Source organism: Nostoc sp., from assembly GCF_036916985.1.
GTDB lineage: Bacteria > Cyanobacteriota > Cyanobacteriia > Cyanobacteriales > Nostocaceae > Nostoc.
The window spans coordinates 41,514-57,287 of the sequence record NZ_JBALFD010000054.1; the positions used below are offsets into that span (position 1 = coordinate 41,514).

General features: G+C 40.1%; 12 protein-coding genes. 8 read left to right on the plus strand and 4 right to left on the minus strand.

Annotated elements, in window-relative coordinates; genetic code table 11:
• The first annotated feature begins 375 nt into the window (after positions 1–375).
• Positions 376–3,390: a zinc-dependent metalloprotease gene (locus V7L07_RS18520; RefSeq protein WP_335060247.1), complete on the plus strand. Its 3,015-nt coding sequence runs from the start codon at positions 376–378 to the stop codon at positions 3,388–3,390.
• A 206-nt stretch (positions 3,391–3,596) separates the two neighbouring features.
• Here the strand turns inward: V7L07_RS18520 and V7L07_RS18525 are convergent, their stop codons facing one another.
• Positions 3,597–3,803: a hypothetical protein gene (locus V7L07_RS18525; protein WP_335060249.1), complete on the minus strand. Its 207-nt coding sequence runs from the start codon at positions 3,801–3,803 to the stop codon at positions 3,597–3,599.
• Between the two features lie 160 nt (positions 3,804–3,963).
• On the opposite strand from V7L07_RS18525, the gene V7L07_RS18530 reads away from it, so the two are divergent.
• Positions 3,964–4,182 (plus strand): hypothetical protein, encoded by a 219-nt coding sequence (locus tag V7L07_RS18530; protein WP_335060251.1) that lies wholly within the window; start codon positions 3,964–3,966, stop codon positions 4,180–4,182.
• A 281-nt stretch (positions 4,183–4,463) separates the two neighbouring features.
• Here the strand turns inward: V7L07_RS18530 and V7L07_RS18535 are convergent, their stop codons facing one another.
• A complete protein-coding gene (locus V7L07_RS18535) occupies positions 4,464–5,198 on the minus strand; it encodes a DUF1995 family protein (protein ID WP_335060253.1) in 735 nt (244 codons plus the stop codon).
• A gap of 374 nt (positions 5,199–5,572) precedes the next feature.
• On the opposite strand from V7L07_RS18535, the gene V7L07_RS18540 reads away from it, so the two are divergent.
• The 4 genes from V7L07_RS18540 to V7L07_RS18555 all read left to right on the plus strand — a co-directional run bounded on the left by V7L07_RS18540 (position 5,573) and on the right by V7L07_RS18555 (position 10,099).
• Entirely contained in the window at positions 5,573–6,415 is an 843-nt protein-coding gene (locus V7L07_RS18540; protein ID WP_335060255.1) for a DUF2382 domain-containing protein, read from the plus strand.
• Between the two features lie 476 nt (positions 6,416–6,891).
• Entirely contained in the window at positions 6,892–7,803 is a 912-nt protein-coding gene (locus tag V7L07_RS18545) for a DUF2382 domain-containing protein (protein WP_335060257.1), read from the plus strand.
• A 216-nt stretch (positions 7,804–8,019) separates the two neighbouring features.
• Positions 8,020–8,916 carry a YsnF/AvaK domain-containing protein gene (locus tag V7L07_RS18550; RefSeq protein ID WP_335060258.1) on the plus strand — a complete coding sequence of 299 codons (897 nt, stop codon included), beginning with the start codon at positions 8,020–8,022 and terminating at the stop codon, positions 8,914–8,916.
• Between the two features lie 259 nt (positions 8,917–9,175).
• A complete protein-coding gene (locus V7L07_RS18555) occupies positions 9,176–10,099 on the plus strand; it encodes an ion channel (RefSeq protein ID WP_335060260.1) in 924 nt (307 codons plus the stop codon).
• A 3-nt stretch (positions 10,100–10,102) separates the two neighbouring features.
• Here the strand turns inward: V7L07_RS18555 and V7L07_RS18560 are convergent, their stop codons facing one another.
• Positions 10,103–10,297, minus strand: coding sequence for a hypothetical protein (locus V7L07_RS18560; protein ID WP_335060262.1), 195 nt, complete (start codon positions 10,295–10,297; stop codon positions 10,103–10,105).
• 437 nt (positions 10,298–10,734) lie between these two features.
• On the opposite strand from V7L07_RS18560, the gene V7L07_RS18565 reads away from it, so the two are divergent.
• Positions 10,735–12,432, plus strand: coding sequence for an alpha/beta hydrolase (locus V7L07_RS18565; RefSeq protein WP_335060264.1), 1,698 nt, complete (start codon positions 10,735–10,737; stop codon positions 12,430–12,432).
• A 178-nt stretch (positions 12,433–12,610) separates the two neighbouring features.
• Here V7L07_RS18565 and V7L07_RS18570 read toward each other — a convergent pair whose 3' ends face one another.
• Entirely contained in the window at positions 12,611–13,942 is a 1,332-nt protein-coding gene (locus tag V7L07_RS18570; protein WP_335060266.1) for an HlyD family efflux transporter periplasmic adaptor subunit, read from the minus strand.
• Between the two features lie 1,144 nt (positions 13,943–15,086).
• Here V7L07_RS18570 and V7L07_RS18575 point away from each other — a divergent pair.
• Complete coding sequence (locus V7L07_RS18575; protein WP_335060268.1) at positions 15,087–15,344, plus strand: hypothetical protein; 258 nt, start codon at positions 15,087–15,089, stop codon at positions 15,342–15,344.
• Positions 15,345–15,774 lie beyond the last annotated feature (430 nt).

Below are 15,774 nucleotides of genomic sequence, written 5' to 3' on the forward strand. Positions count from 1 at the left end.
CAAAGCTGAAAAATGGCAACTAAAATTTCAGTTAAACGATTTTGGCTTTACCCTGACCACAAGGATACAGGGGTTGATGATTTTGGCTTGACGATAGCTTTGCATTAGCAAGTCAGATGTTACGCACAGTTGCTAATCCTTCTCTGGGAGATGCTGCACGAATACTATCGAGGGTCACAAAGGCCTTTTTGGTTGACCCTGACTACAAGGGTCGAAGCAGTACCAAAAAACTTTTTTAATCCAAAATCCAAAATTGGCACGGTCACAAGTTTGCTGCTTAATATAAAGCAGCTAAGAGAATCAGCAGAGGATAAGCTGCATAGCTTTGCAAAACTTAAAAATTAACTGCGGGATAGTTATTAGGGAATGAATGCGATGAACAAATTAACTTTTTATATGATTTTGTTACATAGTTTGTTTTTAGGAGTAACAACGGCTAGCGCTAAGTCACCCTCTGTTAACAGAGTGGATACAGAGTTATCAGCTAACCATAAGGTTGTAGAAAGCTTGGTTAAAACCAAAAGTGAAGAAAACTCTAATAGTCAGTTAACAACAGAAAATTCTTCAACTAAAATTTCAGCTATATCACTAAAGAATATCAATATTCCTCAGAAACAGAAGTTAGCGTCAGGGCAAGTTTGGGTAGTTAATCAAAATAAACGCGCACAGCCTCAACCATTTATTTGGGTGGTAAAAGATCCGAAAAAAGCAGCACAGCAACCATTTTTGCAAGTTGCAAAATCCCCAGAAAAACCGAAGGCAAAGCCTAATTCTAGTACTAAACCAGCAGCAAAAGATGAGTTAGAACCGTTTGACGAAGTAATTAAAGGCACTCAAAAATTAGGGGGATTGTTCACTCTTTATCGCAATAAAGAAAAGAATAAGATTTATCTAGAAATTAAGCCAGAGCAACTTAATAAAAATTACCTAGCTACAGCAACCCTAGAATCGGGTATTGGCGAACGGGGTATTTATAGCGGTATGCCTCTGCAAGATTTTTTGTTTTATTTCCAACGAGTGGATGATAAACTACATTTTGTGATCCGCAATGTAAATTTCCGCACGCGTGAGGGAGATCCCCAGGTGCGATCGCTGATGCGATCTTTTAGTGACTCTGTTCTCTACACCGTTTCTATTAAAAGCATTCATCCAGAACGCAAAACTATTCTCATTGACTTGGGAGATTTGTTACTCACAGACTTAGCTGGATTATCTGTAAGTTTAGGAGTTCCAGGCAGCACAGACCAATCCTATTTTGGTAATGCGAAAGCCTTTCCTCAAAACTTAGAAGTTGAATCAGTTTTGAATTTCTCTGGTAGCGTTGACCGTGACAGTGAAGTAGCAAGCTTTGCATCCCTAGCTGACAACCGTGGCTTTACCCTACGCGTCCACTACAGTCTCTCCCAATTACCCGATCAAGATTATCGACCGCGCCTTGCTGACGATCGCATCGGCTATTTCATCACCGCCTACCAAGATTTATCTAAAGACGATCGCGGCGATTCTTTTGTCCGCTATATAAATCGCTGGCATTTGGAAAAAGAAGACCCGAAAGCAGTCATTTCTCGCCCCAAAAAACCAATTGTTTTCTGGATTGATAATGCTGTGCCCTTAGAGTACCGCGATGCAATGAAAGAAGGCGTTCTCATGTGGAACAAAGCCTTTCTCAAAGCTGGATTCAAGGATGCAATTGAAGTCCGCCAAATGCCCGATGATGCTACTTGGGACCCGGCAGATATTCGTTACAACACAATTCGCTGGATTAACACAGTAGATGGTTATTTTGCAATGGGGCCATCCCGTGTTAATCCATTGACAGGGGAAATCTTAGATGCAGACATTCTCGTAGATGCTAGCTTTGTACGGGCACTCAAAAATGAGTATCGTAAAATCGTCCAACCTAGTCAAACAGACAATCGCACTACCCTATCAGCTTTGATGCAAAATCGTCTACTTTGCACCAATGGTTTAGATGCGAAAAATAATGGTGCTACTCAGAAAATGCCAGCACAACAGGGGTTGTTGAGTCGTTTATCAAAAATGGCAGGCGAGTACGATTTATGCTATGGCATGGAAGCTGCTAACCAGTTTGCCTTTGGTTCACTGGCGATGTCATTGCTCCCAGATACTATAGCTACTCCCGACCAGGTTAAAGAATATATCAATCAATATTTACGTTTAATCATCGCTCACGAAGTTGGACATACTCTTGGTTTACGTCATAACTTCCGTGGTAGTACACTGCTAGCACCCCAAGAGATGAATAATACGGAAATTACTAAAACTAAAGGTCTGACAACTTCCGTAATGGACTATATTCCCCCAAATATTGCCCCTCAAGGTACAAAACAAGGAGATTATTTTCCTAGTATGGTAGGGCCTTATGATGAATGGGCAATTAAGTACGGCTATACACCAATTCAGACATCAACTCCCATAGCAGAAAAGCCTATTTTAGAAGAAATTGCTGCACAATCTTATAAGCCAGAGTTGAGTTATTCCACAGATGAAGATGTGTATGACCTTGACCCAACTGCTGATGCTTGGGATAACAGTAGTAATGTACTACTTTATTCTCAGTGGCAGTTGAATAATGCGCGGGTGATGTGGGAACGTATCGACAAACGTTTCCCTATGGCTGGTGATAGTTACAGCGATGTAAGCGAACGTTTTAGCACCGTATTGGGTAACTATTTTCAGCAAATATATTACACCACAAAATACATCGGCGGACAGTCTTTCTATCGCATTCACCCTAGTGAGATACCTTCTGGAGTTACCCAACACCGATTACCATTTGAAGCAGTACCAGTTGAAGAACAGCGCCAAGCTTTAAATACACTACAAAAGTATGTGTTTGCTGAAGATGCCCTGAACTTTTCACCAGAACTACTGAATAAATTAGCGCCTTCCCGTTGGCGACATTGGGGTACTTCTGTACAAGTTGGCCGTTTAGATTTTCCAATTCATGACTTAGTGCTATTTATGCAGGGTTCTGTGTTGCGAGATTTACTTTCAGGCGATCGCCTTTCTCGTCTCAAGGATATCGAACTCAAAGCTCCCGAAGGAAAAGCACTGACTCTACCAGAACTATTTGACACTTTACAGTCAGGTATTTGGACGGAAGTTATTAAACCAAAAGGTAAATCAATGAAAATTACCAGTTTGCGGCGAGGCTTGCAGCGCAAATACCTTGACATTTTAACTAGCATGGTATTGCGAAAAGAATATGTTCCAGAAGATGCTCGCACTTTAGCTTGGTATAAACTCAAACAGCTTGATGAGAAACTTAAGGGAGTTAATTCCGAGGATGAGTATACCAAAGCGCACTTACTAGAAACGCGCGATCGCATTGAGAAAGTTTTAAATGCACCGTTGCAAGGGAATTAAAAAAGTTAGGACTTAGTGCAAATATCGAGGGACTCAGATCCCCGACTTCTTCAAGAAGTCGGGGATCTTTTTGTTCGTAACTCCTGCAAGGATTATGCTGTAGGATAAAAACTGCTTTAGTAACTCGTACCATCGATCTGCAAATTCTTGAACATCACTTGGCAACTGTCGATAGCAATACCAAAAATTTGGGCTTGCTAGGTGTCTCACAGTTCAGTACAATGTCCTGCTCTCAAATCTTGCAACGCTTTCTCAGCCAGAGCATCAAGCCGACCCGCAGCTACATCTACCTCAAGCTGTTGATCCCATACAGCAGCATCGAATTCTGCAAACCAGACGCGGAAAGCAGCAAGCTCCTCCGGTGAAAGTTTACTGACAGCACACTCAATATCATGTAGGGTACTTATATTCATGAACATCAAGCTCTTTACTCAACTAGTTCAAATATACAACTACTACTAAATAAACTCATCCATCCTAGCCAAGCAAATGGTTCGATTCATGAAGTATTTGTCTGTCTGGTATAGAGCATGAGTTAGAACTTACCAATCATTTTTCCAGATATTTATAATAATGCCAAGTGAGCCAATAGTTAATGATCCTGCCAAAAGAACACCACCCAAAAATAAAAATATATATGACAAATCAGGACTGAATACTAACAGTAGACTTGCTAAAAATACTAATAAAGTGCCAAGAACAATTGATGTTTTAACTATCTTAAATAAGAAATTCATTGCTAATGCTGACCTAAGAATAAGTTACTTCTTGAAGAAAGGAGATACAGCTTAAATCGTAATTATCTGAAAATTTTCGGCTCTTGCGTTTGTTTTATAATATGTATGGCATGTATGGCATTAAAATCACAGTCTTATAGAAGTTTTTAAAACTTAAAATCCAGTCACAATAAGGAACACAGGTTATGATTACATTTGATTTATGATTTGATTCCATAAAATGAACTGAAGAGTCAAATTTTTTATATATTACTCTAAGCAGTGCCTTATTTTGTAGCTTTCGCATAAAAAAAGGTAGCAGATAATAAAATCTACCTCTGCTACCTCTGCTTTTTATTAACTACTCAACGCCTTTAAAAACCTTTGCAAACTCTTAAAAACACTGGGCTTTCTCGCAGGTGTCGCATCTGTTGTTGTTTGCGGTTGTCCTTTTAAAAGAATCAGATCCAAATCATCACCCGATGGTTTTGTGGGTAACTCCGCAATTCTTTGATATTCGCCACCGGTTTCTAGCCAAACTTCCCACTGTCCTGGGTAGGAGCGATATAAAGCACTTTGATCGTCTATGGGGCGTAGATAATAACAGGATTCAATGGTATTGGTGAAACGCTCACGAGTTTTTCTGGCTGCATAACCAATGCCCACAACCCCAGAATCTTCCAAACGGGGATTTAACAAAACTAAAGGGCGATCGCCTATTACTTCACACAATTTTTCCAACTGCGGCACTTCTACAGCAGTGGGAGCAACGAATAAGAAAATTTCATCCTCTGGCTGAATTTTTGTCTGCAAAGAAGCTGCCCTACCCGTACCAATATCCAAAATTTGAAATGGTGCATCTGCCCAATCACGACGGGCTAAGGCCGCTGCGCCAGCGTCAGCAAAGAAAATCTTCAAACGGGAATCATAATCTGTAAACACAGGCAAAAACTGTTCCGCCACCGGCATATACTTCAGTTCTGGGAACAAAAACTCAACTTGCAGGCGAGTACAGCCATCTGCAAGGGCAGTTTGGACGGCTACACGAGATTGGGCGATCGCATCTTCTAGACTATTTGGAAGTTCACTCATAATCTGCATGGTTCTCTAGTGTCTACTCCCATTGTTTCAGTATTGGCTCTTAATTAGCAGGACTTACGCAGGCGATATCGTCCAATCCCCTGAAAATGTAGGAAGGATTTTATCAACAGCGTAGGTGAGAAATTTGCTTGTCGCCATTGTGCGATCGCCTCGACTAGTTGAAAAAATATTTTATACTAGTATATTGTCTGGTTTTTTATAACTTTAGTTATATCTCTATTGATTGTTAATAGTGTTTAGCTTGAATATTTCCCTAATATAAATCATCAAATAATTCCATTAAAATCAGTCGCCAGCAGGATGAGACTTAGCACAATATTTTTTACACTGGCAAATAAACCTTATATACAACTTGGGAACAGCTTATGCCTATTCACAAACTTGAGCATTTTGACCCCAATTATCTAGAAACCTTTGGCGGAGACGATATTAAAGCGCTGGATCTTTATACTGAGGGAGGAGATAGAGTTGGCTCGGTAGGTGATGTTTTAGTTGATGATGATGGTCATTTCCGGTATTTAATTATTGATATCAGCTTAGATTTGGTTAGCAAAAAAATATTACTACCAATTGGTCTTACCCGGATCAATTATCCAGAAAGACGCGTTTATGTTGATGGGTTAAGTAAACAGCAAATAAATAATTTGCCCGATCACAAAGAAGACGCGATCGTTAATAATGATTACGAAGAAAAGGTACGTAGTGTATTTCGTTCTCCAAACAGAGGTTTAACTTCTGATCGTGATACCTATAATTCCCAGAAAGAACCAGCTTTATACGGTTTAAAAGATAACTCAGATCAAACTTTTAGACTTTATGAAGAACGATTAATTGCCAATAAATACCGCATCAAAACCGGAGAAGTAACAGTTGGGAAGCACATTGAAACAGACATTGCACACGTTACAGTACCTATTCAAAAAGAACGAGTTCTGATTGAGCGAGTTGTGCCGACAGAAGCAGGTAAAGTTTTAGATCCCAATGAACTTAGGTTTCAAGAAGGGGAAGTAGTACGCATAGAAGTATACGAAGAAACGCCTGAGATACATAAAGAAGCTTTTGTGCGTGAAGAAGTTAGGATCAAGAAAGTAGTAGAACGGGATATTGTAGAAACGCAAGATACTATTCGTCGAGAAGAGTTAGATGTTGATACGGTGGGTGATTTACATGTGCAAGACAATGGTATCAATGCACATGAAGCTATTTAATTAGCTAGTTTATAAATTTGTTTAGTAGGTTGACCTGAAATAATCATACAGGCAAAGTTAACTTTTAATTCTGCCTGTGTTTTTCTTATGCAATAACAAAATTACTGACTTATAGAGTTTCCCGATCTAGTGCCGTGGCCCTACACATCGCGATATAATGTTGTACCACATCTGAATGGGAACCGCTATATTAGATAATTTGAGAACTTGGATAATTCAAAAAAATTGCATTTTAGCATAGCAAACTATCTATATTAGAGATTCAAAAATTTGTAGCAATAGACAAATATAATAATATCCAAGCAAGGCAAAATCATTACGTTTTTGCGCCTCTAGTTAGCTATGTTAATAAAAATATCTATAACTTTTGATTATTTAAGTCTGAAAATAATTCATTCGCCAGAAAGAGGTATAAAAATCAATAAATGTCTAATTTAGTTAGTAAGAGATGAAAAAAATATTTGAGGTTAAAGATAATGGTTCTTTACAAACTAGAAGATTTTGAGCCTAACTATCAAGATAATTTTGATGGTCATGATATTAAGGGTCTGGGTGTCTATACACAAGGGACTGATGAAAAAATTGGTACTGTCAGCGATGTTTTAGTTGATGAAGAAGGTCATTTTCGCTATCTAGTAGTTGACTTAGGCTTCTGGATTTTTGGTAAGAAAGTATTACTACCACTTGGCCGCGCCCGTATTGACTATAATGTTGATCGCGTATACACAGTTGGTTTGACTAGAGAACAAGCTGAAGATTTACCTGAGTTTAATGAACGTCAAACCCTTGATTACGACTATGAAGAACGGGTACGTGGGGTATATCGCCAACCCACAGACTATGCTTCTGTAGATGCTTCAGCAGCATTAGACCCTTTAGCAGCACCAGCAGCATTAGACCCTTTAGCACCACCTGTAGCACCATTGCCTACAACTCCCACTTACGCTCGTGATAGTTACACTTACGAAAATGAGCCTTCTTTGTACGGGTTAAATGAACAAGATCATCAAACTCTAAGATTGTATGAAGAACGGCTGATTGCCAGTAAACGACGCCAAAAAACTGGAGAAGTAACGATTGGTAAGCATGTTGAGACTGATACTGCACGAGTTGCAGTGCCGGTAGAAAGAGAACGAGTTGTGATTGAACGTGTAACTCCAGCAGATGCGGGTACAGCTGTTTCTGGGCGTGAAGCAGACTTCCGTGAAGGCGAAGTTGCTCGCATAGAAATCCACGAAGAAACTGCTGATGTTCGCAAAGAAGCATTTTTACGTGAAGAAGTCAGAGTTAGAAAAGTGGTCGATCAAGACACAGTTGAAACTCAAGAAACCGTGCGTCGTGAAGAGTTAGATATCAATTCTGGTAATCTTCCAGTTGAAGAGCGCTAACTAAACATAGTCATTAGTTACTAGCTAATGACTAACAATTAATTCTACACAGTACAGGTGAGGCTGTTGAATTAGTTTTACCTGTGCTTGTAATAGGAAATATCGCTCTGGATATAGTTTGGATAAATGCAGCGATCGCAAACATTTTCTAAATAGTATCCAGATGACTAATACATTTAATTTAGCTAATTAGAAAGCAGTTCGTAAACTTTGCAGATGAATAGCCAACAGATGGCAAATAATATTTTACAGGTAAACGGTAACTCTCGCATTAGCTCCTCTCTGGCAGATTTAAAACAGAGGGTAAATAATTTTGCTGTGTTTGATAAGCAAGGTCAGCTAGTAGGAGTAGTTCATGATTTAATTGTGGATGCTCATCGTCGGCTTAACTTAGTTATATCTAAGCAGGCAAATCAACAAACTGTAGAATATGGTCAGCAGTTAGCTGATAAACATCCTTCTTTATTTCGGTTGCAGAGCCAGAGAATAAAACAAATCGACAAGCCAACTAAATCTGTTTTCATAGACTTAAACAAATCAGAAATTGAGTATATGCCTGAATATTTAGGAACACAAACACCAGGCGATAGTAACTCAACTGAGCAAGTAGCTAATAATCAAATTATCAATAGCCCAGTTGAACCAGTGAATTTAGAACAGGTTACTGAAGACCAGATTATTCGTCTACTAGAAGAACGACTAGTTGTTGAAAGCAGTAAGCGTAAAGTCGGTGAGGTAATTGTTCGCAAAGTAATTGAAACCCGGATGGTACAAGTTCCTGTCCGGCGTGAAATGCTGATTGTGGAACAAATTAGCCCAGAACACAAACAACTTGCAGAAATTGATTTAGGACAAGGAGAAATTACTGGCGTTGATTTGACCGAAGTAGAAAGACTTGAGGTTACACATTTGGACAACGGTTTAACCGTAAGTGGCGAATTTAGCTCGCCTAAAATTGCTAATTTATTGCTGAATGCGATCGCACTAGAGCGAAATCACGGCTGCAAGCAGGTGCGTGTTACCATTGCTGTTGAAGATGAATCGCACCAGAAAAAATACCAAGAGTGGTTTGACCGCTGTTCTAAAGGTCAATCACTAAAGCCAGAAAAATAAGTTTCTAGCAGATAAATTAGTAGGGTGGGCAATATCCACCCTATTTTTTTGCTGATTTAAGAAAACAAAGGTGAAGTTTCTATTCCCTTGCAGGTAATTTTAACTGGGAATTGGGGATTGAGATCCCAACCAAATCTTAAAATCATTTCTTTCCCAGTCTCCAGTCCCCAGTCCCCACTCCCTAATTATCTAGAGTGAATGTCTCTAAAGCAACTTAATTTACAATACTAAGCAGTTGCCGTTCTTTTGGCTACTTGCAATGAAATTTCGACTCAAGAGACTTTCACGTAAGAAACGACAGCATTTGATCCCACCTATTCAGATTCATGTTCAAGATGGAAAATTTGAGATTATGGGTATGGGTGCATGGCATTCCTACTGGCGCGATCCCTATCATCTGCTGCTAACGATTCCCTGGATTGGCTTTATAATCCTGATTTGTACTTTCTACATAACTATTAATGCTCTATTTGCCCTAGCTTACTTAATCGGAGGAGATTGTATTGCCAATGCTCAACCTGGCTCTTTTTTAGATGTCTTTTTCTTTAGTGTCCAAACCCTAGCATCCATTGGCTATGGGGCAATGTATCCGAAAACAACTTACGCCAACATTATTGTCACCATTGAAGCAATGATCGGTTTGGTGGGAATTGCTGTGATGACGGGACTAGCGTTTGCTCGATTCTCCCGACCTACAGCCCGTGTGGTCTTTAGCCGTGTTGCTGTAATTACACCTCATAATGCGATGCCGACTCTCATATTTCGCAGCGCTAATAAGCGCCGCAATATAATTCTGGAGGCGCAGATGCGAGTCTACTTAATGCGCGACGAAGTAACCCTAGAAGGGCAGTTCATGCGGCGGTTCCACGATCTCAAACTGCTGACGAACCAAACACCTAGCTTCACGTTAAGCTGGTCAGTGATGCATGTGATTGATGAGTTTAGTCCTCTATATGGGATGACACCAGAATCCTTAACCCAGACAAATACTATTCTGATCGTCTCTTTGAGTGGCCTTGATGAAACGGTTTCACAGGTCGTCCATGCCCGTCATACTTATGGTGCTAATGAGATTTTGTGGAACAATCAATTTGCCGATATCTTCCACCACACACCCGATGGACATCGCTACATTGATTACAACCGCTTCCACGATGTTTTACCTTTAGATTTGGAGGAATGAAATTTATTCGGAAGTTTGATTGAGTTGTGGTTCTAAGGGTTTAACAACTACCCGACCATTTTCAACAACAGTGCAAGTTTTAACCACGGTCTTGCTGTGGTTAACTGGCACATCCTGGCACTGGTTTTGGTGGGAGATATTTTGCTCTTGTTGTTGGTTAAGAACGACAACACAACAAGCACAGGAGGCGAAGGACATATTAATCAATTCAAAATTCAAAATTCAAAATTCAACTCAGCCACCTACAAGGGGTAGGGTTTGTACTTACCTTGGGAAACAAGGATTCTTTCTCTACCAGACGCTACCGCGAACGTGCCACTTACGGGCGTTAGCGTAGCGGGACGAAGTACGGTTTTAAACCTTCACTTTTTTCATAAAATATTTTGATCTCTATATCTATTATCGCCCTACTGATGCTATTTGGCGGAAAAATTTGTTACTGATATGTTTTGGTAATTCAAGACATCCCAAAATTTAGTTGAGTACCGATTATTGCGTATGTGCGAAACTATGGATGCAAAGTACTTGCTTTCTTGTGCTTGTAACCTGTGCAAACAGGAAAGCGGTTATAGATCCCGCCCCGCTTTCCTCTCTGTCCAAACTTGTTTGGCAGGGTTAGACAGTGGGTTATTATAATGAAAAAATTTTTGAGATATCTCGGTTTAGGTTTGCTATCTACGTTCTTGACTGCTACTCCTGGATTGGGAGCTGAACGAATTAGCTTTTTTTATCCTCCCTTCGGAGACTTTTCGCTATCCGTGGATTCGCTGGAAACCTTTGCTAAAGAAGGCAAAATCGATCAGGATTTTTCATTTTATGCTAATCGTGCTACTCCTGAACAACTCGCTCAACTGCGGGATCTACTCCAGCAACGCTTTAATATTACTCCTACACTAGTATCTCAAGTTACCTACTCACCTATAGGCGAGCAGCTGGTGAAACAACTGGGAAGATTACTTCTCACTGAGTCTCGAAAGAATGGCTTCTATGCCATACGTGCCTCTTTGATTTTGGCTGCCGCCGATCGCGAGGGTTTAACGGTTGTGAATTTACTGCGGAAATTTCCAAGCAATACTATCCGGGTGAATTTCACGGAGGGGTTAAGGATAGTTGATGACTTGTCGCAATTGATCAAAAGAAAGGATGAGGTTTTTGCCTCTCTTCACAAAGAAGCGATCGCTCAAGCAGCCACTTCCAAAATTGACTTCTCCAAACAACCAGATTTGCGATCACCAGGAAAATTCACCTGGCAGAAAAAAACTTTTGAGTTAAATGACATTTCTCGCTCACGCCGTCTACCTGTGGATATCTATCTGCCGTCAGCAGGTTCACAAAACACTAAAGAACTTTCCTCGCCTCCCTTTCCCCTGATTGTAATTTCTCATGGACTGGCCTCAGACCGCTCTACCTTTGTCTATCTGGCTGAACATCTAGCATCTTATGGTTTTGCCGTTGCGGTACTAGAACACCCTGGTAGTAATGCCGAACGCTTTCAGCAATATTTTGCGGGTTTGGCAGGGCCGCCGGATGCAGCAGAATTTATCAACCGACCTTTGGATATCAAATATCTACTCAATGAACTCCAGCGTCTAGATAAGTCCGATCCCACCCTCCAAGGAAAACTCAATTTTCAGCAAGTTGGGGCGATCGGTCAGTCCTTTGGTGGTTATACTGTCTTGACTCTAGCAGGAGCCAATATTAACTTTGAGCAACTAAGGCAAGATTGTAATCCCGATAATTCATCCTTTAATTTGTCGCTGTTTTTGCAGTGTCAAGCAACTGAGTTACCCCCAAAGAATTACGAACTCAAAGACGATCGCATCAAGGCCATCATTGCGATTAATCCCATTGACAGCTCAGTTTTAGGTCAGGGGGGAATCAGTCAAATTAAAATTCCCGTCATGCTGGTAGCAGGTAGTCAAGATGTTTTCGCACCACCCGTATTTGAGCAAATTCGCCCCTTTACCTGGCTTTCTGACTCTAATAAGTACCTGGCTTTGATCGAAAACGCCACACACTTTTCAGCGATCGCCGAACCTACTCCTCAAAACAATGTCTTACCTGTACCATCTGCCTTGCTAGGCCCCGATCGTGCTGCTGTTTTTTCCTATCTCAATGCCCTCAGCGTCGCTTTTTTAGAAACCCATCTCCTCAACCGCCCTGAATACCGTTCCTATTTGCAGCCTTCCTACGGCACATTTATCAGTAAGGAGCCGCTTAATCTCAGTCTTCTACAGTCTTTGTCGGTAGATCAGTTCCGTCAAATTTGGAGTGGGCCAACTCCCCAGGCAAGCAAACCATCAAATCCTCAACCTACTCCTACACCCCGTTAGGGAACTCCAAGAAATAAATTATCCAATATTGTGGGGTGGGCAATATGAGCGCCCAGTCTCAATACGGTTCGGTTAAGGTTTTTTGATGGAAATTGTAGAGTGCAAAGATCCGAGAAATCATTATAAAGACGCGATTCATCGCGTCTTTTGTCTTAACCGAACAGTATTGGGAAGGAGCCTACAAATCTGTAAGTAGCCTTGCTTTTCTCAAAATAAATGTCAGTACGGTTTCTTTTTTGGAGATGATATCAGATGTGACTTCCATCCCTGGTTGGATGGGATAGGGTTTATCGCCCTTTTTTAAATAAAGTCTCTCTGGCTCAATTGTCACCTCATAGTAAGGTGCAATTGGATTGCCGTTACTTTGAGATGTAATGGCGTCGGCGGTTATGGCTCTGATAGCACCTTTGAGGATGCCGTAATCTGGGTAGGGATAGGCAGAAAACCGCATTTGTACCTCCCCTTCTGGACATTTTGTGACTTGTACGACTTTACACACATGCACTTTGCTAATATCAGAAGCGGCAACACGGGCTTTGATGACGAGAGGGCCCATACTAGGAGCAATTTGAGCGATCGCATCTCCAATCCGCACAACTTGCCCAGGATTTCTTAATTCTAGTTTCAGGATAGTACCTGTCTCTGGAGTCTGAATTATAGTTTTTTGCAGTTCTGTTGAGAGTTGTTTTAGCTCTTCTTGAGCGCTGCTGATTTGATTTTGAATTTCTACTTGACGCCCAATAAGTTCTTGTCTTTCTTTGTTCAATGCAGCTAGGGTAGACTCACCCTTTGCCCGTTCTTGAGCAATGCGTTCTTGGGCGATCTCCACATTTGCACTACTGGGGTTAAGTCCAGTTTTGATCCCTTCTAATTTTGCAAGTGCTGCTTTAAAGGCTTGTTCTTTTTCTTTAATCTGGAGAGTTGCGATCGCTCCGGTATCAGCTAGCTGCTGATATCGGCTCAGTTCCTCCCTCGCTAACTCCACAGAGGCTTCTACTTCCTGAACTTCTGCCTTAGTCGTAATTTGCTTGTCTTTATAGTCTCGTTGATTACGACTCAGATCAGCTTGTGCTGAGAGAATCGCTCGCTCTATAGAATTGGACTCAGCTATGATTTGAGTCTCTAGCGCTCTTAGTTGTGCATCGATTTGCGTTCTTTGTAAATGATTCTGCCGGATATTTCCAGCAATTTGGCTTTTTTTACTTTGTAATTGGGCGTCGTAGAGCAGCGCAATTTCATCTCCCCTTTTCACAACTTGATTCTCTTTCACCCTAATACTTCTAACCGTTCCCTCTGCTGCTGCTTGCACTAACCTTATTTCTCCGGTTGGGCGGACAGTACCATCTGCTTTAACTACTATGTTGTATTGAATGACACTTGCAAGGCTGAAGGCAGCGCCAACACTTCCAATTAAAAATATCCCTCCCAGCCATGTCCAACTACTAATCTGAGGAAGATATTCGTCGCTTTCAACTGGGCGGAGAAAGTCCGGTTGGGGGTCAATAAGCATGAAAGTAAAAAAAATTTTGGTTGTGCAAACAATCTAGGAAAAACTAGCTAGTGCAAGAAGGTAGTCGCTATAAACTTCTTACACTACCAAACCTGAAAATGCTGGGTAAGATTTATCTATATATATATATATAGATGTTTCTTGAACGAGCATTTTCAATTTAGGAGCCTGTTTTCTAAATCTAAATAAGTCTAAATACTCTGAGGTTAGCGAGCTACTTGATTTAACCTTAGTCCGCGCAGGCGGGCTTTGTTTGTGTGGGCAAGCCAGTGCGACTTTCAGTCATTTGCTGCTCTAGTGCTTCGTTCAAATTTCTTGACCAGAGAACGCGAATGCATCCCCAAGCTGCTCCTAGATTCATCAAGCGAAAATTAGGCTTTCTGATTTTTACTTGGTGAAAATTTTAGAAGAGTGCTAATAAGCAAGATATAGCCTAAGTGTAAATAACAGATAGCGCTTTTCACTAAAAAGACCAAATCTTTATAATTTCCTTCTAAAATTTCACCATTTCTTTATTTAGTTGTCAAAAGTTTCTATAATAGAAAAAACACCTTTCTTTTCACTTCTAATTAATAAGTATTTAAGCGAGTTTAAAAGCGTTCCTATGATGATATTTAATACTCTTTTAAAGTATGTCTGTATAATCAAAATCAAAAATAAGTTTTACTTACGTGATAGTACGTAATACGGAAAAGCAAAATAAAACTTCTTGAGTTATCTAAACTTGTTTTTTAAGAATTTGTATAACGAAATACTTTTTAATTTATTCTTTACTGTTAATTAAGGATTTTGCAGCCTATCGCTAGTACTAATACGTAAGTGTACTTGCTTTTTTGTGTGCGATACATAACCTAAAGCAACTTAAATTTACACGAATTATACTTATACAATTAGACCTAAAATTTCTATGCCTTCAGATGAATAAAACTCATACTTTTTCCAAAAATAGTATTAATCTTAGCTCAGTAGTATATTTGTTAAGCACTTGTAATACATATTTCTTCAAAAAAGGGTTGTTTTATCTAGCTAATTTCACCCATATAATGTTCCTAACGGCACAGAAAAACTCTTGAATATGATTTTTGTATTTATGAGTTTGGTGTGACGTTATCTAAATCCCAACAATCAAGTGAGAATTAAAAACATGCAAAGCACATTATTTACCGAATTAACCGTCAGCGAAGAAGCTAATCTGTCTGGTGGTACGAATACAATCACTGTCGGCAATGGCGGCGCTGGTGGCGCTGGCGGTACTTCCACCACTAATGGTGGCGTTGTTTTGGGCAATGACAACGATACTGGCAGGATTAATGGTGGAACTACAACTGGTGGACGTGGTGGAGATGGTGGAAATGGTGGAAATGGTGGACTTAACAATAATAGAGTTAGAGTTGGTAGATAGACTTTAATTAACCTCCTTCACCGAAGAAAACTGAGATTATTAAGTACAAGGTAAGTAATAAACGTAAAGACACGATTAACGCGTCTTTACCAGTATAAAAGTTCACAAGCCAAATAATTTACCCTGTTGACGCAGGTTAAATAACTTTTGTATGTGGATTAATAGCTAATCGACTTAATCAATTAGGAGCTATTAGCTATTTCTTTATCGCAGTCATCCTAACATGCGTTTATTGCTACCCAACCTACTTTTCCTACTTTCTTCAACAAACTTAACAAAGTCTTATTGGTGCTTGCCTACTAGCAACTGCCAATAAGACTTCAGTTAAGCTTTTCCCTCAAGATGTCCATCACCTTTGAGTAGTCGTAAAGACAGGTAAGGATAATAAAAGTTGATACACTATGTATCAACTTTTACTTATTAGCGCGAA

What these genes read in the sequence shown, in the direction of transcription:
- V7L07_RS18520 (WP_335060247.1), top strand. Translation starts at nt 376, where the DNA reads ATGAACAAATTAACTTTTTATATGATTTTGTTACATAGTTTGTTTTTA.
- V7L07_RS18525 (WP_335060249.1), bottom strand. Translation starts at nt 3,803, where the DNA reads ATGAATATAAGTACCCTACATGATATTGAGTGTGCTGTCAGTAAACTT.
- V7L07_RS18530 (WP_335060251.1), top strand. Translation starts at nt 3,964, where the DNA reads ATGCCAAGTGAGCCAATAGTTAATGATCCTGCCAAAAGAACACCACCC.
- V7L07_RS18535 (WP_335060253.1), bottom strand. Translation starts at nt 5,198, where the DNA reads ATGAGTGAACTTCCAAATAGTCTAGAAGATGCGATCGCCCAATCTCGT.
- V7L07_RS18540 (WP_335060255.1), top strand. Translation starts at nt 5,573, where the DNA reads ATGCCTATTCACAAACTTGAGCATTTTGACCCCAATTATCTAGAAACC.
- V7L07_RS18545 (WP_335060257.1), top strand. Translation starts at nt 6,892, where the DNA reads ATGGTTCTTTACAAACTAGAAGATTTTGAGCCTAACTATCAAGATAAT.
- V7L07_RS18550 (WP_335060258.1), top strand. Translation starts at nt 8,020, where the DNA reads ATGAATAGCCAACAGATGGCAAATAATATTTTACAGGTAAACGGTAAC.
- V7L07_RS18555 (WP_335060260.1), top strand. Translation starts at nt 9,176, where the DNA reads ATGAAATTTCGACTCAAGAGACTTTCACGTAAGAAACGACAGCATTTG.
- V7L07_RS18560 (WP_335060262.1), bottom strand. Translation starts at nt 10,297, where the DNA reads ATGTCCTTCGCCTCCTGTGCTTGTTGTGTTGTCGTTCTTAACCAACAA.
- V7L07_RS18565 (WP_335060264.1), top strand. Translation starts at nt 10,735, where the DNA reads ATGAAAAAATTTTTGAGATATCTCGGTTTAGGTTTGCTATCTACGTTC.
- V7L07_RS18570 (WP_335060266.1), bottom strand. Translation starts at nt 13,942, where the DNA reads ATGCTTATTGACCCCCAACCGGACTTTCTCCGCCCAGTTGAAAGCGAC.
- V7L07_RS18575 (WP_335060268.1), top strand. Translation starts at nt 15,087, where the DNA reads ATGCAAAGCACATTATTTACCGAATTAACCGTCAGCGAAGAAGCTAAT.